This window comes from Pedobacter panaciterrae (assembly GCF_013204795.1).
Classification (GTDB): Bacteria; Bacteroidota; Bacteroidia; order Sphingobacteriales; family Sphingobacteriaceae; genus Pedobacter; species Pedobacter panaciterrae.
This window is the reverse complement of sequence record NZ_JABMKW010000008.1, coordinates 154024-176141: the sequence shown is the minus strand read 5'-3', so window position 1 is coordinate 176141 and position 22118 is coordinate 154024. Positions and strand designations below refer to the sequence as shown.

General features: G+C 39.1%; 14 protein-coding genes and 1 tRNA gene. 7 read left to right on the top strand and 8 right to left on the bottom strand.

The genetic code is table 11. From position 1 onward, the window contains the following. The first annotated feature begins 131 nt into the window (after positions 1-131). The 5 genes from HQN86_RS02885 to HQN86_RS02865 all read left to right on the top strand — a co-directional run bounded on the left by HQN86_RS02885 (position 132) and on the right by HQN86_RS02865 (position 7875). A complete protein-coding gene (locus HQN86_RS02885) occupies positions 132-3194 on the top strand; it encodes a SusC/RagA family TonB-linked outer membrane protein (protein ID WP_246269399.1) in 3063 nt (1020 codons plus the stop codon). Positions 3195-3211: 17 nt separating this feature from the next. Further along, positions 3212-4720 (top strand): RagB/SusD family nutrient uptake outer membrane protein, encoded by a 1509-nt coding sequence (locus HQN86_RS02880; protein WP_172659535.1) that lies wholly within the window; start codon positions 3212-3214, stop codon positions 4718-4720. 149 nt (positions 4721-4869) lie between these two features. Beyond that, on the top strand, positions 4870-6129 hold the full coding sequence (locus HQN86_RS02875) for a hypothetical protein (RefSeq protein ID WP_216854309.1): 1260 nt from the start codon (positions 4870-4872) through the stop codon (positions 6127-6129). Between the two features lie 55 nt (positions 6130-6184). After that, the gene (locus HQN86_RS02870) at positions 6185-6979 is read left to right on the top strand and encodes an endonuclease/exonuclease/phosphatase family protein (RefSeq protein WP_172659534.1); all 795 of its coding nucleotides are present in this window, start codon (positions 6185-6187) and stop codon (positions 6977-6979) included. A gap of 101 nt (positions 6980-7080) precedes the next feature. After that, a complete protein-coding gene (locus HQN86_RS02865; protein WP_172659533.1) occupies positions 7081-7875 on the top strand; it encodes an SDR family NAD(P)-dependent oxidoreductase in 795 nt (264 codons plus the stop codon). An 18-nt stretch (positions 7876-7893) separates the two neighbouring features. Here HQN86_RS02865 and HQN86_RS02860 read toward each other — a convergent pair whose 3' ends face one another. Both HQN86_RS02860 and HQN86_RS02855 read right to left on the bottom strand, forming a co-directional pair. Continuing rightward, the gene (locus HQN86_RS02860; RefSeq protein ID WP_172659532.1) at positions 7894-9300 is read right to left on the bottom strand and encodes a sialate O-acetylesterase; all 1407 of its coding nucleotides are present in this window, start codon (positions 9298-9300) and stop codon (positions 7894-7896) included. A gap of 627 nt (positions 9301-9927) precedes the next feature. Further along, positions 9928-9999: transfer RNA gene (locus HQN86_RS02855), tRNA-Arg, on the bottom strand. Between the two features lie 212 nt (positions 10000-10211). Here HQN86_RS02855 and HQN86_RS02850 point away from each other — a divergent pair. Both HQN86_RS02850 and HQN86_RS02845 read left to right on the top strand, forming a co-directional pair. Then, positions 10212-11138, top strand: a complete 927-nt coding sequence (locus tag HQN86_RS02850) for a hypothetical protein (protein ID WP_172659531.1) — start codon at positions 10212-10214, stop codon at positions 11136-11138. 96 nt (positions 11139-11234) lie between these two features. After that, positions 11235-12182, top strand: a complete 948-nt coding sequence (locus HQN86_RS02845) for an EamA family transporter (protein WP_172659530.1) — start codon at positions 11235-11237, stop codon at positions 12180-12182. A 54-nt stretch (positions 12183-12236) separates the two neighbouring features. Here HQN86_RS02845 and HQN86_RS02840 read toward each other — a convergent pair whose 3' ends face one another. The 6 genes from HQN86_RS02840 to HQN86_RS02815 form a co-directional block, all read right to left on the bottom strand. Next, positions 12237-13595 (bottom strand): FGGY-family carbohydrate kinase, encoded by a 1359-nt coding sequence (locus HQN86_RS02840; protein ID WP_172659529.1) that lies wholly within the window; start codon positions 13593-13595, stop codon positions 12237-12239. A gap of 15 nt (positions 13596-13610) precedes the next feature. Further along, positions 13611-14885, bottom strand: a complete 1275-nt coding sequence (locus tag HQN86_RS02835; protein WP_172659528.1) for a TIM barrel protein — start codon at positions 14883-14885, stop codon at positions 13611-13613. Positions 14886-14903: 18 nt separating this feature from the next. Then, positions 14904-17024 (bottom strand): bifunctional aldolase/short-chain dehydrogenase, encoded by a 2121-nt coding sequence (locus HQN86_RS02830; RefSeq protein WP_172659527.1) that lies wholly within the window; start codon positions 17022-17024, stop codon positions 14904-14906. A 28-nt stretch (positions 17025-17052) separates the two neighbouring features. Beyond that, the gene (gene rhaT / locus HQN86_RS02825) at positions 17053-18132 is read right to left on the bottom strand and encodes an L-rhamnose/proton symporter RhaT (RefSeq protein ID WP_172659526.1); all 1080 of its coding nucleotides are present in this window, start codon (positions 18130-18132) and stop codon (positions 17053-17055) included. Between the two features lie 118 nt (positions 18133-18250). Continuing rightward, the gene (locus HQN86_RS02820) at positions 18251-19279 is read right to left on the bottom strand and encodes a GntR family transcriptional regulator (RefSeq protein ID WP_048907015.1); all 1029 of its coding nucleotides are present in this window, start codon (positions 19277-19279) and stop codon (positions 18251-18253) included. Positions 19280-19332: 53 nt separating this feature from the next. Beyond that, positions 19333-21999, bottom strand: a complete 2667-nt coding sequence (locus HQN86_RS02815; protein ID WP_172659525.1) for an alpha-L-rhamnosidase — start codon at positions 21997-21999, stop codon at positions 19333-19335. Positions 22000-22118 lie beyond the last annotated feature (119 nt).

Sequence of the window (22118 nt, the reverse complement as noted above, 5' to 3'; positions counted from 1 at the left end):
CCTGCAAAATCAGGCCCTTGTTTTCTTGGCGTATTCGCGTCGGGGAATTTATATGCGCTTTGCTTTTGTCGGGCAGACTTTGATCATCACTGTAATCAACTCTTATTCTAATAATCTAACTAAAATTTACGATGAATTACTATTTATTAAAAAGTACCGGCATTGTTTTAAAAAACAGGCCCGGAGTACGTATGCTGCAAAAAGCAGTAGTTCTACTTGTGCTATTAGTGATCAGTTCAGCAGCTTTAGCTCAGTCAGTAGTTACAGGTACAGTATCAGATAAAGACAACAACACCTTAATTGGTGTTACAGTCAGTGTTGAAGGCACAAACGTTAAAGCACTTACTGATGGCAATGGAAAATACTCCATCCAAGTCCCGCAGACTGCAAAACGGTTGATCTTCAGTTATGTCGGCATGGAAAGTTTAACTGTCGAAATTGCAGGTAAAAATGTAATAAACCCTGTATTACAATCTGCAAATAATTTAAGTGAGGTTCAGGTAATAGGCTACGGATCGGTGAAAAAGAAAGACCTTACCGGAGCAGTAGCTACTTTAGCCGAAAAAGATTTCAATAAAGGCCCGCTCATTGCACCTGACCAACTCATTCAGGGTAAGGTTGCCGGGGTACAAATGATCAATAACAGTGGCCAACCCGGAGGTTCTACAACAGTAAGGATAAGAGGTAACACAGCCATGACTGGTTCCGGACAACCCTTATATGTAGTTGATGGAATTGCTCTTGATGGTCGTTCAGCCAGACCATCGGCCAGTCCAAGCACCGTTGGAGGGGTTAAAAGCTCTCCGGGAGGAGGTATTGGTGCTGCACCAGGTGGAAACCCTTTAAACTTTATTAACCCGAATGACATCGCCTCTATGGAAATTCTTAAAGATGCATCCGCAACAGCCATTTACGGATCAAGGGCTGCCTATGGTGTAGTTTTAATTACAACAAAGCGAGGCGCCAGCGGTGGTGTAAAGTTAGATGTTAATGCTTCCACTGGTGTTTCCAATATCATGCGCCAGATTGATGTATTAGACGGCGATGGCTATCGTTCGGCATTGAATAAATATGGACTTACAAGTGGTGATTTTGGAAGCAATGTAGATGCTATGGATGCCATTACGCGCACTGCATACAACCAAAACTATTCTATTGGTTTTAGTGGAGGCGGCGATGGGAACACCTATCGGGCATCACTAGGCTATCAGGATCAGCAGGGTATTATCAGAAAAACAGGTTTAAAAAAATACACCGGGTCATTTAATGGAAACTTCAAGTTTCTGGAAAGCAAAAACCTTGGGCTTGATGTAAACCTCTTGAGTAGCCAGTTCAATGAAACCATTGCGCCTATCACAACAGACGCAGGTTTTACAGGTAGTTTGATCAGTCAGGCCCTTTCATGGAATCCAACGCAACCATTAAGAAATGCCGACGGATCATTGTTTATTGAGAATGGTAGAATTGTTAACCCTTTAGCCATGTCTGAAGCGTATAACGATAAATCAAAAGTATCAACCATCCTGGGTAGTATTTCACCATATTACAAAATTGCTCCATGGCTTGAATTCCGAATGTTGGCCAGCATAAACTATAGCACGGGGGTAAGAAGATCATCTACCCGTAGCTTTATTAACCTGGAGGGCGTACAAGAAAAACCAGATCAGAACTTTTTGGGAGGTTACGCAAGTTATTCGAGCACTGAATTAATAACACAGCAATTTACCAATACCTTAACTTTTAATAAAGAGATTGCCTCGCGTTTAAACCTGAATGCCCTTGTTGGTTATGAATATACCAACTACATCAATAAGGGTTCAAACATGAATGCAACAGGTTTTGGAAACATTCCTGTGGATTATACAGATGCACTACAGGCAACTGCACCGGCCAATCGTAAGATGAGCTCATACTACGACCCTAAAACACAACTTCAGTCTTACTTTGCAAGAGCCATCTTTAACTATGCAGATAAATATTTGTTAACGGCAACTTTCAGAGCAGATGGTTCTACCAAGTTCGGTGCCGATAATAAGTATGGTTATTTCCCATCTTTCTCTGCTGCATGGAATATTAAAAACGAGGCATTCCTTTCAGAAACAGAATGGCTGGATCAGCTTAAAATCAGGGCTGGCTATGGCAAAACCGGGAATCAGGAATTCCCATCCGGATCGGCACAACAGCGTTATGCTTTTGGTTACGACCAGGGAGGCCAAACTTTAACGGGGATAAACAATAAAAATGATAAATTAAAATGGCAGGCAGATGAGCAGACCAATATTGGAATAGACTTTGGTCTTTTTAAAAGCAGATTAACAGGGTCGGTAGATTATTTTAGAAAAACCACTACTGATCTGTTGTTTCCACAAATACCATTCTATCCTTCTGCTGCAGGAGCATCAGTTACCTGGGTAAATCTTCCCGGTAAAATCAAAAACAATGGTATTGAGTTAACATTAAATGGAAGTATCATTGATAAAGAAAACATCAGCTGGTCGTTAGGTGGTAATGCTACGTTTATAAAAAACAAAGTACAGGATGTTACAGGAATTATTAATACCGGTTCTTTAAACGGACAGGGATTAAGCGATGTAACATTAGAAGTGATCCAGAATGGCCTGCCGCTTTTTGCTATGGTTACCCGCCGCTATGAGGGCCTTGATGAGAATGGATTTTCGAAATACACCGATGATGGTTTTACATATTATTACGTTGGTAACCCAAATCCAAGTGTAATCCTGGGTATCAGTACAGATTTCAGGTATAAAAAATTATCATTAGGTCTTAACTTTAATGGTTCTTTAGGGCAAGATGTGTATAACAACACCGCCAACTCTGTATTGCCAATTACCAATTTAGGCACCCGAAATGTTGCATCGGCACTGTTAAATTCCGGCATACAGGAATCACTGGCTAATCCAATTTCTGCTTCTTCACGCTATATAGAAAAAGGCGATTACCTAAAACTGGCGAATGCCACAATAAGCTATAACATTGGAAATATAGGAAAAGCAATTAAAGGATTAAACATATATGTTAACGGACAAAATTTATTTGTGCTTACAAATTATTCAGGCTTTGATCCGGAGGTAAATGTTGACAAGAGCATCAATGGCGTTCCATCGGCAGGTATAGAATATGTGCCTTACCCATCCGCAAGAACGTTCAATTTCGGGGTTAATTTTTCTCTTTAATTTAAATATTCTCAGACATGAAAAATAGATATATAACAGCCTTAATAATTACTGCTTTATCAATTGCGGGCTGTACAAAACTTGATGAAACACTTAATGGCGAGATCAATGACAGTGGTGTAAGCTCCGGCAATGTTGCAGCTGTACTAAATGCAAGCTATAATGCAATGAGGGCTCCTTTCCAGGGACCATATGGATGGTGGGCATTACAGGAATTCCCTACTGATGAGGCCATTGTTCCAACCCGCGGTGGAGACTGGGACGACAATGGTGCATGGAGAGCGCTCCATCTGCACAAATGGGCACCAGATCATACCCGTATTCATAGTGTATTCAGGGACCTGGGTAGTGCAAGTTATGTTGCCACCAGCGTACTTCAATTCAATCCTAGTCCACAACAGGCCGCAGAAGCCAGATTCATTCGTGCATTTTCAGAATTTGCTGTTCTGGATGGCTGGGGTCAGGTACCTTATAGAGAACCGGGCGAGGATGTTACACAACCTTCGAGAGTAAGAAATGCTGCCGATGAGATCAATTACCTGATTACGGAGATTACGGCAATTATTCCTAATTTACCAGATGGTCCTACAACAAGTGCCAACAAAAATGCCGCTCGTATGCTGCTCATGAAATGTTATTTGAACAAAGGAGCATTCTTAAACCGTGCAGCGCCAACCTTTGATGCAGCAGATATGACCAAAGTTATCAGTCTTGCTGATGAAATTATTGGCACCAACAAATATGTATTGGCTGCAAATTACTTCGACAATTTTGCACCTTCAAATGATGGCTCAAAGGAGAATGTTTTTGCCGGACGCAATGTTGGTGGATCAGATGCTGGTGGACTGAATGCAATGTGGGTTGCTCCTTTACACTACAACCAAAATCCAAGTGGTAATAATGGCTTTTGTACCTTATCCGACTTCTACAACAAGTTTGAAAGTGTGGATTCCAGAAGAGGTGCAGCCTACCCGGGTGTTACAAACGTATCCGGAGTAAGAGTTGGCTTCCTTGTTGGGCAGCAAGTTAACCAGAACGGAGTTGCCATAAAGGATAGAAGAGGCAATAATTTGATATTCACACCTGAGGTTAATATCATTGAAAGGGATAAAGACAGATTAGAAGTTGCGGGCATACGCGTAATCAAGTATCCTATCGACTATACCAATTCAGCTACAGGAATACCTGAAAATGATTGGGTGTATTATCGCTATTCAGATGTTTTACTGATGAAGGCCGAAGCGTTATTAAGAACTCAACAGCCTGCGCTTGCTTTAGCATTAGTTAATCAGGTAAGATTAGTGAGGAAGGCAACCGTATGGACTGCCGTAACACTCGACCAGTTGTTAGATGAAAGAGGGCGCGAGTTTTTCTGGGAAGGGGTAAGAAGACAAGACCTTATCCGTTTTGGAAAATACCTTACCCCATGGCAGGAAAAACCAACTGACGATCCTAAGTATCTGGTTTTCCCAATACCATCAAATCAATTGGCAAATCCAAATTACACTCAGAATCCCGGATACTAAGCCTTGTTAAAATTAGTCCTGGTGTTAAAAGTCAGGGCTAATTTTACAAAACCAACTGCGTATCAATTACTTTACATTCAATAATGAGTATTTGATACGCATACTGGTTAAGTTTGATAAACAACCACTACCACCCTAATATTGATTATATGAACCCTAAGTTTTTAAAGTCAACTTTATTAATGCTGACTTTTATTTGCCTCATTAATTCTGCCATAGCAGGCATACATACAGCAGCAACTACTTCTCCTCAAAAAACTGACTATAAGTTTAAAGGCAAGATCTCAAGAAAAGTATTGGAAAATTATTTAGATCGTTCAATAACTATGCAAAGGATGCTTACCGGAGAAGGCAATTTTGACGATAACTTAAGGATGATTAAAAACATAGGTGCTAAGTTCATTGGTCGCGCAGTTTGCCAGTGGGGAGGCGAAGCTGATCTTTTAAAGAACTTTGAACAGGAAAAACAGCTGGCTGCCAGAGTACATCAGGTAGATCCGGATATCATTTTACAAGCTTGTATCTTTGAAATCGTTACCCCTGAAATTGAAAAAGTTCCTGTACCGGAATGGGCTTTTAAAGCGCTTGATCTTCCGGTTGAAAAACGAAACTTCCGCTATTCAGATATACTTTATGCAGACGGAAGAATGAATAAACATTGGGGAAATTCGGGCGTGCCCGACATCAGCAGATCTGAAACAAAACTACTCTTCTATTTTCTTGCCGCTTCATATATTGATGCAGGCATAGAGGGTATACACTTTGGCCAGGTTGAGTTAATGAATAAAAATGATAAGAACCTTGATCATTATGCGCAGGTATTAGATCTTATTAGAGGTTATGCAGCTAAACATGCCAGAAGAAAGATGCTGATATGCGACTCACATGTTCCAAGTGGTGGTTTTGTGCGCGAAGGCAAATTGCTTATGGACTTTCATTCTTTCCCTTTAAGGATTCTGGAAACACCTGAAAAACCGGAAGAAGCAATTCTTAAAGTTGGGCATTCTGACGCTCTTTTTAACCGCAGCAAAGGCGGAATAACTCCAAGTGGCTGGACATGCGAACACCTACCCTACTTGGCAGAGCTGGATAACTTTGGTGCAAGTAAGTCGCCGGGCAAACCTGTTGGAGATATTTACGTTTGGGGGTACGATGAGATCAGCTGGTTTGCAAAGCAAAGTGATCAATACCGTCGAGATTGGCTACACCATGCCTATAATTGGCTTGCAAAGGCTGATCCTAATGGGTTTCTTGAAATGCCAGGGAGCAGACAAACTACAAAACTTACCAATAAGAAATGGTATGATGCCAATAACCGCAGTGCCGCCGTGCCTAATGGACATGGCGATGAAGATACAATCAGAGATATTTGGGCCAAAGGCAGAACCAGCGCAATATCCAAGCTTTAACATGAGAAACTGTACCATACATCGATCTGATTTGATTAACTTGCGAAACACATATATGAAAACATATCTTAAACATCTGGTGGTAATTTTGGCCCTAAGTAACTGTAGTATGCTTGCTATGGCAAATAGCACAAATACAGACTCTTTAAAAGTAATGACCTATAACATTCATCACGCAAATCCACCTGCTCAGGAAGGCGTAATTGATCTTCAGGCAATAGCTGATGTCATTAAAAGTCAGTCGCCAGATCTTGTAGCTTTGCAGGAACTGGATGTATTAACTCCGCGAAGCGGTAATGTTGATCAGGTAAAAAAGCTGGCAGAATTAACAGGCATGTATAGTTTCTTTTCAAAAGGAATAGATTACGACGGAGGAGAATATGGTGTTGCTATACTCTCTAAATTTAAAATCAACAAATCTGAGCGTTTCCCCCTTCCGTTTAAAGAAGGACTAAAAGCAGAGCAACGCTCATTGGCAATAGTAAATGTTACACTGCCAAATGGCAGCAAATTGGACTTTGCCTGTACCCATCTTGACCTGAATAATGAGCATCGTTTATTACAAGTTGCCGAGATCAACAAGATATTGGGAAATAGGAAAACAGAGGTTATTTTAGCCGGTGACCTTAACCTTACCGCTACTACCCCTGCAATGGCTATATTGGAGAAACATTTTACCCGCAGCTGCGAACAGAACTGTGCACCTACTATCCCAGATGTAAATCCTGATAAAGAGATTGATTTTATTCTCTTAAAAAAAGGAAGTAAACTTAAGGTTGCCTCTCATCAGGTTATAAATGATATTCATGCCTCAGATCACCTTCCTTTGGTAGTTACTTACTCCAAATAAGAACTTTAATTAAGCGCGTAACTGCATGCGCAGATACGCGCTTAATTATCTCCTACTTCCGATCTTCATAATGTATATTTGTTTTAACTTAAATTTAGATTATGGATTTAAAACTTCAGGGTAAAGTCGCTTTTATTAGTGGTTCTACAGCAGGAATAGGATTTGCAATTGCACACAGCTTATTAAAAGAAGGCGTAAAAGTGATTATCAACGGTCGCGCCGAACGTGGTGTTGCCGATGCCGTTGAAAAATTAAAAAGCCTTGTAAAGGGTGCAGATGTTTCAGGCCTGGCTGCCGATTTCGGAAATACTGAAGAAGTGAATACATTAATCAAAAGCCTTCCCGATATTGATATACTCGTTAACAATGCAGGTATTTTTGAACCAAAACCCTTTGAAGAAATACCGGATGAGGATTGGTTCAGGTTTTTTGAAGTAAACGTAATGAGTGGCATCAGACTATCCCGTAACCTATTTCCAAAAATGCTAAAGAAAAACTGGGGTCGGATCATATTTATTTCAAGCGAATCCGCAGTTTTTATTCCGGATGAAATGATCCACTACGGGATGACAAAAACAGCACAGTTAGCCATTAGCAGAGGCCTGGCCGAGCTTAGTAAGAACACTGGAGTAACAGTAAACAGTATTCTTCCTGGCCCAACTAAATCTCAGGGTGTAGGCACTTTTATTGAAGATTTAGCAAAAGCAGGAAACATTTCGGTTGCCGAAGTAGAAGTCGATTTCTTTAAGAACATGCGTCCAACCTCTTTGCTGCAGAGATTTCTTTCGGTTGATGAAATTGCCAATACCGTTACCTACTATGCAAGTCCATTAGCATCTGGTACAAATGGAGCTGCAATTCGGGTTGAAGGTGGATTGGTAAGATCGATTTTATAAAGAAAAAGCTGTCAAATATTACTTTATCTTACTGATATCAAGTTCCCAATCGTCTGTTCTAAAAGGTGCTACGGGCAAGCCAGCTTTACTAAAAAGGTTACCTAGGCCTGCATTGCTAAATTGGTAGCGAACAGCAACCGGTACTTTTACCAGCTTATTTGAAACAATGATTTTATTTCCTTTTATTTTAACCGTTGCAGGGTGAAACACCTTATCGGCGCCAGCTATAAAAATCTCCTTTGGTTTGTCGCCCTTCAGCATTAATCCTGTTTCGGCGTAATCTAAATCAATCTCTGCATTACTTCCATTTACATTTAAAGAGTTAAAAATCGGGCTTTTATATGCGCTTTTTTTTAAACCGTAAGTCTCGACTAAAGCCAAATTGGCCAACCGCAGACCTACATCCTTCTTATTGGTCGGATGGATGTTTAGTGTATCGCTAACCAAATCTGAAACTACTACCATTCCTGTTTTTTCTGTAGCCAGATTCTTTGTCTGTGCTTCCCTCAATAATGCACCGATATTATAACTATCATACTTATAAGGAGCTATTTGTACATAATAAAATGGGAAATTGTTATTCCAGGCCTTGCGCCAGGCACTTATCATGGTATTCATTAATTCAGCATAACTTGATGCAGTTGTGGTGTTACTTTCGCCTTGGTACCAGATTGAACCTGCTATGTTATAATTAACGAGCGGGGCAATCATTGCATTGTAAGCATAACCTGGGGCAGTAGGCCACCATGGAGCAGGCGTTTTTTTTGCTGCTGCATCCTTTAAAACCATGTTACCTTCTACTAAATTTTCAGGGGTCCAAACTTCGGCCGGTGTACCGCCCCAATTGCTGCTGATCAGTCCTATCGGTACATTCAAATCCTTATTCAGCTCTTTCCCAAAATAATAGCCTACAGCACTAAATGCCTTTAAGGTATTGCTATCGCAAGCCACCCAGGTACCCTCGGTATTATCCTGAGGTGTTTTTGAAGTTGTTTTAGGTATTCTGAATAGTTTGATATTTAGTTTGCTAAGTTGCGAAAATTCGTCTTTAATGCTTGTAAGTCCATTATTATGACTCCATTCCATGTTAGATTGTCCGCTGCACACCCATACTTCTCCTATAAATATATTTTCGAGTGTAATTTTATTTTCACCTTCAAGCAAAACAGTATAGGGTCCACCTGCTTGTGGTGTTTGAATACTAATTTGCCAGCTTGCATTTCCATCTGTTAATGCTTCTATGGTTTTATTATCCCATGAAGTAGTAATTTTTATCTTTTCACCAGGCAAACCCCAGCCCCAAAACTTAGTGGTTGATTTCTGCTGTAATACCATATTGCTGCCTAATATATTTGGCAAACGGATATTTGCATATAGGGAAAAGGTCAAAAAAGTAAGGATCAGGAATAGTAAGGGTTTTTTCATTTGGTTATATTTACAATGCCTTTAATATATAAAATTATTTATAAAGTAAACTCTCGGTATCATTCAATTTGAATATCTACAAAATATTGATTTTTCTTTCAAATTTTTAATTATTCTTGCACAAATTAACTATATAGAAATTACTGTTCTTTAAATAGTGCTTTAGTATATTTGATAAAACTAAAAAGATATGTAACAAGCTAATATTATAAATTTGCGAAATCTTCAAAATATTTGAGGCATTTAGCACTTAAGAATCTTGAGCCAGAAACCTAGGAAATTTCAAATAGCAGCAAGAGGATAAGTGAAGAGTGCTCACGCGATAAGCGTGGGCTCTGCTTTTCCTTGCGCGGTCTCCTAGGACCTCTGGCTCGGTAAGTGGGGTTCCACGCTTTCTACGTTTATATCCCTCCTATCAGATTCCATATAATATCAGCCATGATCATTAAATATGGAAGTACTCATAACAATACTTTACGCGCTTATACACCTATATAACACCTGTGAAACACCTGTTATTACTAAGCCTGGACCGAACCATTTATATACTCTAATACAAGAAGCAATGAGTAAGTATATTAATAAAAAAACCGTCTTGATTAAATAAAGACGGTTTTCTAAATTGTGTGTCCTCGAAGGGATTCGAACCCCCATCATCAGAACCGGAATCTGACATTCTATCCATTGAACTACGAAGACAAAGTCCGCAAATATATAAAATTGATTGAATACATTAATGCTTGTTTCAGACATTAACGCATTATCTAACACTAAAAGCAATAATAACTATCATCACCAGAAAAATATAACAATTAGGCTTTAACTATTTAATACAAAACAATATATTTACCTTATCAAGTTCTGTACGGATCAGAAAAATCAATACAACAACAAAGAACCAAACTAACCTAATGAAACTACATTTAACTCTATTGGTAATGATATGCCTTGCAATTGCAAGTTGCAGTAAGAAACCTGCTGAAAACCAACCTGGCGATGATGTTAGTTTAGGCAATGACTCTTTGGTTAAAAGATTAAATCTAAAAATCTCGGATAAACAAAACCTGATCGTTAAAGTATTGGTTTTTAAAGATAGTAAAGGCAGTTATGTAATTGCCGGAGCTAAGGACAAAAAATACTGGATCGGCTATTTTGATGGGTCTGGCAATCAATTAAAGGTTAAAACTTACACCGGAGACCCTACTGAAATTCCAACAGCCAGTGGAACCAAAGTTCAGGTAGGTTATAATTTTTTTATCAGAATAAAGGAAGTAAATAAAGTTATTTATATCACCCGGCAAATGAGAGAAAGCCAGATAAATAATGCGGCCGATCCGTTTATTGAAGACTTCACTAAAATTGACATCAACAGCAGTGCAATTACGAATACTTACACCTCCGTAATACCTGGCAAAGATGAGCCTTTCACTTCTGAAATGTTGCCATGGACTAACAGCCTTACCGAGATCACAAAAAGCAAATTAGACGTTGCTGGTAAGATTGTAAGCTCTGTAAATTACATATACAATCAGCAAGGAACCCTGGCAGGAAGTTTTCCTTCTCCAAGAGACCTTAAATACGCTGAAAAGGCCCTTTCTGATTCAGAATATATTCTGGTAACCAGCGATTTTCATTTTGTTTGTAAAAGACTGGCTGATAATTCAGTAAAATACGACATAGATCTTCTTGAAAAAATCGGAGAAATTAGAAGCGGTGTTATTAATGAAATAAAGATTAACAGCAGTTCAATTGAAATCGATTATTCGGTGGTTAATAAAGACGGTGTTAGCATTAATGTAAGAAACGAAATAAGGTCAACAACCGGAGAAGAGCTGTAAAGCCAATACAAGGCACCTTTGGTAATAGAATTGTTATATAATTTATTAAAGAATGATTTTCTCTTTGATAAATGTTCTATTTGTTAAAAAATAATTATGCCCTCCGTTCAAAAAAAATCTGCCCCACTTTTACTTGTTCTGTTGGCCTTTCTTATCGTTTACGCGGTATGGGGATCAACCTATTTTTTCATTTCTAAAGCTGTAGCCGGCTTTCCACCATTCTTTTTAGGTGCATTTAGATTTATCATTGCGGGCACACTCCTGCTTAGCTGGTGTATTTTAAATGGTTTACCGGTATTTAATAAAAAGAATATATTTCATGCAGGTATAAGTGGTATACTGATGCTCGGCGTGGGTAATGGAATAGTGATCTGGGTAGAACAATTTTTACCAAGTGGACTGGTTGCCATTATGGTTTCGTCAGCCGCAATCTGGTTTGTGATATTAGATAAGGGCAAGTGGAAAGAAAACTTTAGCAACAAATTTACTGTTGCCGGTTTAATCATCGGATTTTTAGGTGTAATCCTTTTATTTTGGGAACAGCTAACTGCTAGTTTTTCTGTGCAGCAAGATTCTCGAAATGTTCTGGGAATGATCCTGTTGATTATTGGTCCGATTGGCTGGGCTGGTGGATCGTTGTATTCAAAATATCATCCTGCGCCTGATACTCCTGCATCGGTTTCTACTGCATGGCAGATGTTAATTGCAGGAGTTTTATTTATACCGGGAAGTATGATTGCCGGAGAAATGAATGGTTTTCAGTTTCAAAATGTTCCCGAATCAGCATGGTGGTCAATTGCCTATCTGATCATATTCGGATCAATAGTGGCATTTAGCGCCTATGTATGGCTACTACAGGTTCGCCCTGCAACACAAGTAAGTACTTACGCTTATGTAAACCCTGTGGTTGCGGTATTACTTGCTGTATTTTTTGCAAATGAGATCATAAGCATTATTCAGATAACGGGTTTAATTGTTATTCTGGCCAGTGTTTTACTCATCAACTTGTCTAAATATAAAAAGTCGCCCGTTAAGGCGACTTAATTCATAAACTAAAATTAACCAATATTAATTACCGCTAAATTTGCCTCACGATAATTAATTCTGGTGCTGAACTACAGAATAATACTTTAGTTCAATAATATCATTTGGTAAGGGTTTAGTGTTCCATGATTTGTGAATGGCCAAAGCCGCTCCTACTGCAGTTGCCTGCGCCATAAAGGCTGCAAATACTTCAAGCTCAGGAAATGCAATGGCTAGCAAATTCATAAATATGGCGTTTTTACTAAATCCTCCGTCTACAAATATTCGTTTTACCTTGGTGCCTTTAAGCACCCTGTTTGTAGCTATATATTGCAGATTTACCAGATCTAAAACGAGTTGATGATAAGCTATAATATCTGATGAATAGTCTGCCAGGTTACGCTCTGCAAAAGAAGTAATATCCGATTGGGGCTTATGCTCCAGCTCTTCAATGATCTTTGGATCGTACGGAACAGAGCGATAAGTGATGATGTCTGTACCGAAATGAGCTGCAATTCGTTTCACCTGCTGTTCATGCTCATATCCTGAAAAAAGACGTGATGCTTTAACCGGCTTACCCTCGTATTGCAAATAACAAAGGCAATCATTTTCTAACTCTTCTGCAGTAAGCGGACTAGCGTTAAAAGGGTTAAGGCTAATGCACCATGTACCGGTAGATAATAAAATAAATGGCTCATGGAAATTTACCAGATAAGGCACCAAAGCTGCTGAGCTATCATGAAATCCTGCCCCTACAGCATAATTGTTGCCAGGAAATGCAGCTGGCATTACACTGTTTGAAGGAACAATAGGTGCAAGCTTTTCCAATATACCTTCCTTTTTAACCCATTCATGGTAAGTGCTTTTAGTGAAATCCCATAAATTGGTATGACAGCCAATACTCGTAAGATCAGAATATGCTTCGCCCGAAATCAGATAACTAAGGTATTGCGGCAAATGAAGCGCATACTTTATTCTTTTAAACAGGTCAGGGTTCTCGTACTTAATCCGATACAACTGCATTCCCGAATTCAGGCTCCCCAATACCGGAGATGCGGTGAGATTAGAGAATGCTTCTTTTCCCCCGTAGGCATTATAGAATTGTTCTGTAAGTTCCTCTGGATAGGCTTTCAGATAATTATATAGTGGTGCCAAAGGATTCCCGGCCTCATCTATATAAACAAAGCTGGCACCGTAAGTTGCAAAATTAATAGACTTTATTTCGAAAGCCGGATTTCTAAAAACCTCCCTTAAGGAATCAAAAACAGATAGCCTTAGGCTTTCCAAATTCTCACACGGGTCCCCATCCTCATCTACAGTTTCAGTAAACCGTGCCGATCTCTCAAAAACTATTTTATAGTTCTCATCAAAAAGAAACAGCTTCTTATTGGTCTTACCAACATCGAAAATCGCTATTACAGGGATTGCCTTCATTTTAACTCCCATCAATTACAACCCTGTTGCTACCGTTTTTGCTCCACGGTTTTTAATTAACTCTTGTCGCACATTGAATTTTCTGAAAGCCTGAAGTGGTGATAATGCTGCTCCTGAACGTAAGCGTGCTTCTGCTACCAACGGACGTACGTCTGTTCTGAAAGCCTGCTGTAAGATCTCCTGACTGCGTGCTACATCATTAATAGCTTGTGCTTCCTGTAAAGCAACACGATCAACAGATAGCGCCTGAGCGTAAGCAATCATTATAGCTTCAACAGATTGTAAAAGGTCTTCGAGCGGATCTTTTACATTATGTGATGCATCAATCATCCAACCCAGATCTTCTCTATGATCCATTCCACGGGCATCCATGCCTTCAACAAGTTCATTAAATATAAGGAACAGTTGATACGGTTTAATGCTACCGGCGGTTAAATCATCATCGCCATATTTTGAATCGTTAAAATGGAAACCACCTAGCTTTTCTTCCATCAGCAAAAGCGAAACAATTTGCTCAATATTTGCATTTGGCAGGTGGTGACCAAGATCTACCAAAGTATATGCTTTTGGCCCTAGTTTATTGGCAAATAATAAAGATTGTCCCCAGTCTCCAACAGTAGTTGAATAAAAATTAGGCTCAAAAGCTTTATACTCTACAAATATCTTCCAGTCATTTGGTAAAGCCGCATAAATTTCGCGTAAACTTTCTAAAGTGTTATGGAAGGCTTTTCTGAAATTAAGCTGCCCCGGGAAACAAGATCCATCTGCCAGCCACACAGTAAGTGCTTTAGATCCCAATTCAACACCCTGACGAATAACTTCTATGTTATGGTCAATGGCATGTTTCCTCACTGCTTTATCTACATGCTGTAACGACCCGAATTTATAACTTTGTGCCTGATCTGGCTGATCCTGAAACGTATTTGAGTTCATAGCATCAAAACGTAAACCATGTTGTGCAGCTAAAGCTTTAATTGCATTGGTATTATCAGCAACATCCCATGGGATGTGCAAAGAAATAGCACCGCTTGAGCCATTAAGCTTGTGAAGCAAACCTATATCTTCAATTTTTTCTTCCAGATTTCTAGGCTCACCCCCTGAAGAGAAACGCCCAAATCTTGTTCCACCTGTACCTAAAGCCCAACTTGGAATAGCAATCTGGAAATCTACCAGTTTCTGAATAATACTTTGAGCATTAGAAATTTCTGATGTAATGAAATCAAGCTGACGCTGATGTTTGGCCAAAAGGTCGCTATTATGTGATTCTAATTGATAATTTTCTAGTTTCATCTGTGTAGGTTTTAAGTTTTAACGAACAAAGGCATTTGCAACGCCCCCATCCACATTCAATACATTACCTGTTGATTTATTCATTAGTCCGCCAACAAAAGCAAAACATGCATTAGAAATATCCTCAGGCAATATCACTTCATTAAGCAAGGTACGCTTTGCATAGAAAGCTGGCAACTCTTGTACCGTAATTCCATATGCTTTAGCTCTGCCTGCAGCCCATTCGCCTTCCCAAATCTTACTGTCTGATATTACAGCATCAGGGTTAACTGTGTTTACGCGGATATGATCTGTCCCAAGTTCAGCTGCATTTAATCTGCTTAAGTGTAACTGAGCAGCTTTTGCAGATCCATAGCCCGCGTTGTTTGGTCCTGAAACCAACGCATTTTTGCTAACTATATTCAATACATCGCCACCAATAGCCTGTTTACGCATTACCTCTACTCCAGCCTGAGTAACTAGAAATTGGCCCTTTACCAGAATATCATATAAAAGGTCCCAATCTTTTTCAGTATGCTCTTCAATAGGTTTTGAAATAGAGATACCGGCACAATTTACCACTATATCTACGCCTCCAAATTCCAGACTTGCTTCTTCAAAAGCATTTTTAATGCTTGCTGAATCAGTCACATCTAATATTACTGCAGTATAAGCATCCTTACCGAACTCATTGTTAAAGCTGTCGTTCGCTTTTTGCAGCCTGCCTGCATCATTATCATTGATTACAGCACATGCACCTTCTTCTATAAATTTGCGGGCAATGGCTTTACCAATACCGCCGGCGCTGCCAGTAATGAGGGCTACTTTACCCGAAAGTGGTTTTGGTTTAGGCATTCTTTGCAATTTTGCCTCTTCCAAAAGCCAGTATTCAATATTGAATGCTTCCTGTCTCGGTAAAGAAGTGTATTCAGATATGGCTTCAGCGCCTTTCATTACATTGATGGCATTAGTATAAAACTCGGCAGCAACTCTGGCAGTTTGTTTATCCTTAGAGAAAGAAAACATTCCTATTCCAGGATATAATATAATTACCGGATTAGCATCACGCATCGCCGGACTGTTATCATGTTTACAAGAATTATAATATTCGGCATACATTTTACGATATGCTTCAAATTCAGGGGCCAATCTTTCTTTCAACGCTTTAACATCACTGATGTCTTCATTAGGAGCAAGTTTAAGTACAAGCGGACTTATCTTAGTGCGCAGAAAATGATCAGGACAACTTGTTCCAAGTGGTGCTAAACGATCTAAATCATTAGAGTTAATAAACTCCAGCACTCTTGCATCATCAGTAAAATGACCAGCCATATGCTTTTCACTTGAGCAGAATCCTCTTAAGACAGGAGCAATAGCAGCGGCTTGCTTACGCCGTAGATTTTGTGCGGCGCTTTCAATTTTCTGACCTCCAAATACAGGTTTTTTCTTACCGTAGTTGGCTTCAAGATATTCGGCACATTTTTCTATTACTTCAAGTGTATTGATATAACTTTCGAAGGCTGTATCTCCCCAGGTAAACAGCCCATGCGAGCCTAACATAATGCCTCTTATGCCTGGATTGTCATCTAAACATTTACGCAATTGCAATCCAAGTTCAAAACCTGGTTTTTGCCATGGCACCCAGCCAATTGTTCCGTTAAATAATTCTTTAGTGATACGTTCACCATCTTTAGCTGCCGCTATTGCAATGGCAGCATCGGGATGCAGGTGATCTATGTGTTTAAAAGGTAAAAAACCATGTAATGGCGTGTCAATAGATGGAGCTTTAGATTTCAGGTCATATATGCAATGGTTAAATAATTCAACCATTTCATCTTCATGTGCAAGTCCTCTGTAAATATTTTTAAGATTTCGCAAGCTATCCACATACAATGCAGCTAAACCGCTTTGTTTCAATGTACCTAGATCTCCTCCGGATCCTTTAACCCACATTACCTCGGTATCCTGCCCGGTTAAAGGGTGCTTTGTAATTGCCTTACAAGAGGTATTGCCACCTCCGTAATTTGTAAGTCTTAGATCAGCACCTAGTAAATTTGAACGGTAGATTAACAATGCAACCTCATCACCAGCCAGTTCTGCAGCCTTTGCATCATCCCACAAATAACTTACATGTTTAAAATCAGTTGTTCTAACAGTCATAAAAATATTTCATTAATTAAATTTGTATTTACTTGATTGAGTTTCCGTAGCCAACAATTAGCACAGAAATAATAATAATAGCTATACCTGCTATCACGGTCCCGAAAGTTTTCTTCTTAACTCCCGACCATTCCTTTAATGCAAGACCCCAGGCGTTAGCAATCAGAATGATAAATGCCATGTGCAGTATCCATGAACTGGCTCCGTTACCTAGTTTACTTTCGCCCATTCCATAAAAGAAGAATTGCAAAAACCAAGTGGTACCTGCCAGCGCAGAAAATATGTAGTTCTTTAAAAGAGGTGTCTCTTTGTTGGTATAATCACCAAAAGTCTTGTTACGGAAATTCAAGATCATACACCAGATCAGGTTGGTAGTTAACCCTCCCCATAATATGAGGATATAGGTTACATTGTTCTGGAAAAGGAATTCGCCCTGCCCCGGATGTGTGCTTTTCCAAATATCATTTGCGGCATTGGCCATGTCTTTTCCGGCATCAATACCAAAGGCAAAACAAGCACTAAGGATACCTGAAATGATAGATACAGTAAGGCCCAGACCAATTTTGTATTCGTTATTAGATGGATCGGCTTTACCTGCCGCTACCAGGTCTTTTTCTTTCATGCCACCGGCCTTGCCACAAACTATAATTCCGATAACACAGATTGCTAAACCCAGTAAAACCATTTGCCCCCATTGGCTGTTCAACATATCTGTTAAACTATCCTTGCCCGGTTTTGGATTAAAATTATAATATACAGAAGGGATTATTGCTCCGAAAACAGAACATAATCCAAGAATAATAGAGCTTCCTAATGATACCCCAAGATACCTTACACCCAAACCATAAGTTAAGCCACCTATTCCCCATAAGGCGCCGAAAAAGTAAGTAAGTAATAAGATTTTACCGTTTGTTGCAGCAATGATATCTGTAAAACCGGGAATAGTAAGCCATGCTGCAAAAGGCGGCACAAGCAACCATGAAAAGATACCACCTACAATCCAGTAACTCTCCCAGGCCCATCCCTTAACCTTCTTATAAGGAATATAAAAACTACCAGAGGCAAAGCCTCCTATAAAATGGAAAATGACCCCGAAAATTACTTGCATACTTATTGAACTTTATATTTGGTTAAAATAATAAGCCTAATTTATACAAGTAGATTTTTAAAACTGTCATGTACTATCATGAAGAAGTACAAATAAATTCGTTACAGTCTAAAAAAAATTAGATTGATGCTCTGCGGGTATAGTAAAAAGGTACTTCGATATGGCGCCTGGAGTTATCCAGGATAAGATTTGCAGCCACTGTACCCATAAATTTAAAGTCAGTTGAAATAGTAGTAATACCGTTTAATAATATTTTCTTTAAAGGGGTCTCATTGTAAGATATTACGCCTACATTCTTTCCTATTTTATATTTCATACTAATAAGCCGTTCTAATAAAATAACCAGATCGGCTTCCATTAAATTAATAAAAGCTTCTCCTTCGTTTATTGGCTCAATAGATATATCACTTACTACATGATGAGAAAAGGCATACTGCTGACAAAAGCGATGGAACCCATCTAAAATCTCTTTAGGGAAATAGCTTTTTTTAGGGAAAATGATTTTTAGTGTGTGGTATTTGCTGAGCTCATTACGGGCCTGTTCCAAAGCGTCGTAAATATTCTTTTCAAAATTCTCATAAGCCGCAGCATAGTCGCCATCAACCCCTTTTATTTTTTTATCCAGTAAAACCAGTTTTTCTTTTGGAATGGTATTGATGATATCTCTGGCATATTCCTCGCCTTCAATAAAATGAGGAATGATCACATAGTGAGAATATTCTTCTTTTTTATCGGTCAGAAATCGTTTAAAAAGCCTGAAATCATTGTTATAGATATAAAAATCTACAGATACATCCTCACCCAATGCAGCAATAAATGCATCGTAAACAATCTTTTTGTGTGCGCTAAGTTTATTGAAAAGCAGAAACACCTTTAGTTTCTGCTTAAAATCTATATTGGCAATATAATAGCCTTTACCCGGAACGGAATTAATTACACCTATGTTTTTAAGGTACTTGTATCCTTTTTCAGCGGTGTCACGCGAGATCTCCAACTTATAGCTCAACTCATTAATAGAAGGCAATAAATTGTCTTTCTTTAATTTACCCAGCTCAACGGCTTTTATAATTGCACTGGACAGTTGCAGATATTTAGGCGTTGCAGAATACTCATCAATATGAATAAAATCAAAAAACTTAGTCTTCATCTTTCTAAAAGTAAGTAATTTAATGCAATTGGTCCATACCAGACAAATAACTGCTATTTGATTTCAAACTGATATTTACCTGCTCCAATGTTTGTTTTGGCAGCAACAGCTTTTCCATCTTTAAAGGCCTTTTTCCCCTCTGTTAATGGGAAAGTAATTGTAGCACTTGAATTTGCCGGAATAGTTACGGTATAGATTACAGCATTTCCTGATCTTTTCCATGAAGATATGATCTTACCATAAGGACCGTCGTGCTCTGCCTCGAAATGTTCTAACCCTGAAACGAAATTAGGACGAAGCTGAATATTCTTAAATCCCGGTTGTTGTTCATCAGGGTGAATTCCACCCAAACCTTTAAAGAACCAGCCACCTATTTCGCCAAACATCATATGGTTTAAAGAAATGTCTCTTTCGGCTTTTATATCCCAGTTTTCGTATAAGGTAGTTGCTCCATTCACAATCCACCATCCCCATGAAGGGTAGGTATCCTGAGCTGCAAGTTTATATGCTGTTTCGGCCTGACCATTGTCACTCAATGCATTTAATATTGCTTTTGCACCCAAAACACCCACGTCAAGGTGCATTCCATCGGCAGCAACTCTTTTAGCAAGGTTCTCTGCAACTTTTGTAATAAGCTCTCCAGGTACCAATCCCCATTGCAGGGCAACACTTAATTCAGTTTGTACACCTGATGCATAAATGCCCGTTGTGCGGTTTAAATACTTATCGTTTATTGCCTTTTTAATTTTCTCTGCAAGATTGCTGTAATAGCTATAATCGGCCTGCTTACCAAACATTTTTGCAGCCTTTGCAAGGATAACTGCATCTACATAGTAATAAGTAGAAGAGGTATATTCCAATGACGATTGTGATTTAACAGGCACCCAATCGCCTCTGCCAAAGGTTGTTAATCCTGCAGGGCTAATTTGCTCTATGTAATTCACATACCGTTTAATGCTGTTGTAAGAATCTGAAAGCAACTTACTATCGCCATAAAACATGTATATATTCCATGGAATTATAGCAATTGTACTTGTCCAGTCAGTTCCATTTGCCGATCCATAACCCCATCCACCTGTAGGTATAATATCAGGAAGTACGCCATTTGGTTGTTGTTCGTCCCTGTGGTCGGCAAGCCATTTTTCATAAACTGTAATACCGTCAAAATTAAACAGGCCTGTTTCAACAGCAAAGTGTCCATCGCCAGTCCATCCATTCTTTTCTCTTTGCGGACAATCGGTAGGATATCCCATTAGATTAGACAAGTAAGAATTGTTAGTTGCCCACCATAGTCGATCAATTAGCTTATTTGAAGAGCTTATTTTACCTGTCGGGGTAACATCACTGTGCATAAAGTAACCGGTGATGCTTTCTTTGGTTAATTGTACGGGCTTACTGCTGATCACCTCAACATACTGGAATCCTTTGTAATTGAACTTAGGCATAAACTCAAGTTCTCCTTTACCTGATAAGGTAACGATATCTGTTTGAAAAGGATCGGTATTATCTTTAGGGCGATAGTAAACATCAATATTAGATAGGTCTAGCCTTCCGTTAGCATGCAAGCGTTCGCCATGCTTAATACGAATAACAGTGCCTTCCTCTCCGCTTACTTTAATTTTTGTAACTCCAGAGATATTGCGGCCCAGATCAAAAACATATACAGTGTCGTTAACCTTTTGCATTGTTTTAGAAGGAATTTCTTCGACATTACGAATTGGCTGCATAACCTGACTTACAACATTATTGGACGGGGCAGCTCTAAGCGAGATGCCATTCCACTTTTTATCATCAAAATCTGCAGTATTCCAACCCGGTTGTTCCTTGCGTGCATCATAATGCTCGGCAGTGTAAATATTGTTGAGTACTATCGGACTTGAACTTGTTTTCCAGTCGCCCCCGGAAGTAACCACATCAACAGTTCCATCTTCATAGGTGATTCTTAAATCCAGACAAAAAGTAGGTCTTGCTCTCCAGGGTGCCTTGTCAAAATTCCATACCGCAATAGATTGATGGTTATACCATCCATTACCAAGTAAAACACCAACAGCATTTTTACCTTTTTGAAGTTGGGCAGTAACATCGTAAGAAACATATAAGTTACGTCTGTCGAAACGGGTGTACATAGGGTCAAGTCTATGGTTCCCTACTTTTTTCCCATTTAAATATAATTCGTACAAACCAGCAGCAGCAATATATGCCCTTGCAGATTTTATTTTTTTAGAAGGTTCAAATACTTTTCTGAAATATGGAGCCTCGCGTTTATCGATATCGTTACCATCACTGATCCAGGTACCTTTCCAGTTGTCGACTTTCATCATTCCTGTTTCGAAAGTTGCTACCCCGCCAGATGAAGCTGGTTTACCATCTTTATCCCAAAGCTCAACAGACCAGTAGTATTTAGTGAACGGCTCTAAGGTTTTGCCTTTATAATTAACAAGATTTGCAGACGAGGCTACTTTGCCCGACTCCCACGAAAGGCCCCTTTTTTTTGCTACTTCTGATGAATCTTTACCTACAATAATTCTATAAGCAGTTTGTTTAGCACCCTGACGGGTATCTGTCATCATCCACGACAAGCGCGGATTTAACAAATCTACCCCAATTGGGTTTATTAAATGTTCGCATTGCAAACCTGAGGGTTTAACTTCATTAGAGTATGCTTTTTCTGCCATAGAAATGGTGAAGAGCATCAGCAAGAAAGAATAAAGAAATTTCATTAGAATATAATTCAGGTAAAGTTTAGTGTGTTTACAATGTTAATTTTCTTAGTCATTTTCAGCAACCTGTACTGTCCTGCTCAAAATACAGAATATTTATTTTATTAATTTCTATAGGA

Coding starts and splice junctions, on each gene's coding strand:
- HQN86_RS02815 (WP_172659525.1), bottom strand. CDS start 21,999: ATGAAATTTCTTTATTCTTTCTTGCTGATGCTCTTCACCATTTCTATG.
- HQN86_RS02880 (WP_172659535.1), top strand. CDS start 3,212: ATGAAAAATAGATATATAACAGCCTTAATAATTACTGCTTTATCAATT.
- HQN86_RS02860 (WP_172659532.1), bottom strand. CDS start 9,300: ATGAAAAAACCCTTACTATTCCTGATCCTTACTTTTTTGACCTTTTCC.
- HQN86_RS02865 (WP_172659533.1), top strand. CDS start 7,081: ATGGATTTAAAACTTCAGGGTAAAGTCGCTTTTATTAGTGGTTCTACA.
- HQN86_RS02830 (WP_172659527.1), bottom strand. CDS start 17,024: ATGACTGTTAGAACAACTGATTTTAAACATGTAAGTTATTTGTGGGAT.
- HQN86_RS02870 (WP_172659534.1), top strand. CDS start 6,185: ATGAAAACATATCTTAAACATCTGGTGGTAATTTTGGCCCTAAGTAAC.
- HQN86_RS02850 (WP_172659531.1), top strand. CDS start 10,212: ATGAAACTACATTTAACTCTATTGGTAATGATATGCCTTGCAATTGCA.
- HQN86_RS02845 (WP_172659530.1), top strand. CDS start 11,235: ATGCCCTCCGTTCAAAAAAAATCTGCCCCACTTTTACTTGTTCTGTTG.
- HQN86_RS02820 (WP_048907015.1), bottom strand. CDS start 19,279: ATGAAGACTAAGTTTTTTGATTTTATTCATATTGATGAGTATTCTGCA.
- HQN86_RS02840 (WP_172659529.1), bottom strand. CDS start 13,595: ATGAAGGCAATCCCTGTAATAGCGATTTTCGATGTTGGTAAGACCAAT.
- HQN86_RS02875 (WP_216854309.1), top strand. CDS start 4,870: ATGAACCCTAAGTTTTTAAAGTCAACTTTATTAATGCTGACTTTTATT.
- rhaT (WP_172659526.1), bottom strand. CDS start 18,132: ATGCAAGTAATTTTCGGGGTCATTTTCCATTTTATAGGAGGCTTTGCC.
- HQN86_RS02835 (WP_172659528.1), bottom strand. CDS start 14,885: ATGAAACTAGAAAATTATCAATTAGAATCACATAATAGCGACCTTTTG.
- HQN86_RS02885 (WP_246269399.1), top strand. CDS start 132: ATGAATTACTATTTATTAAAAAGTACCGGCATTGTTTTAAAAAACAGG.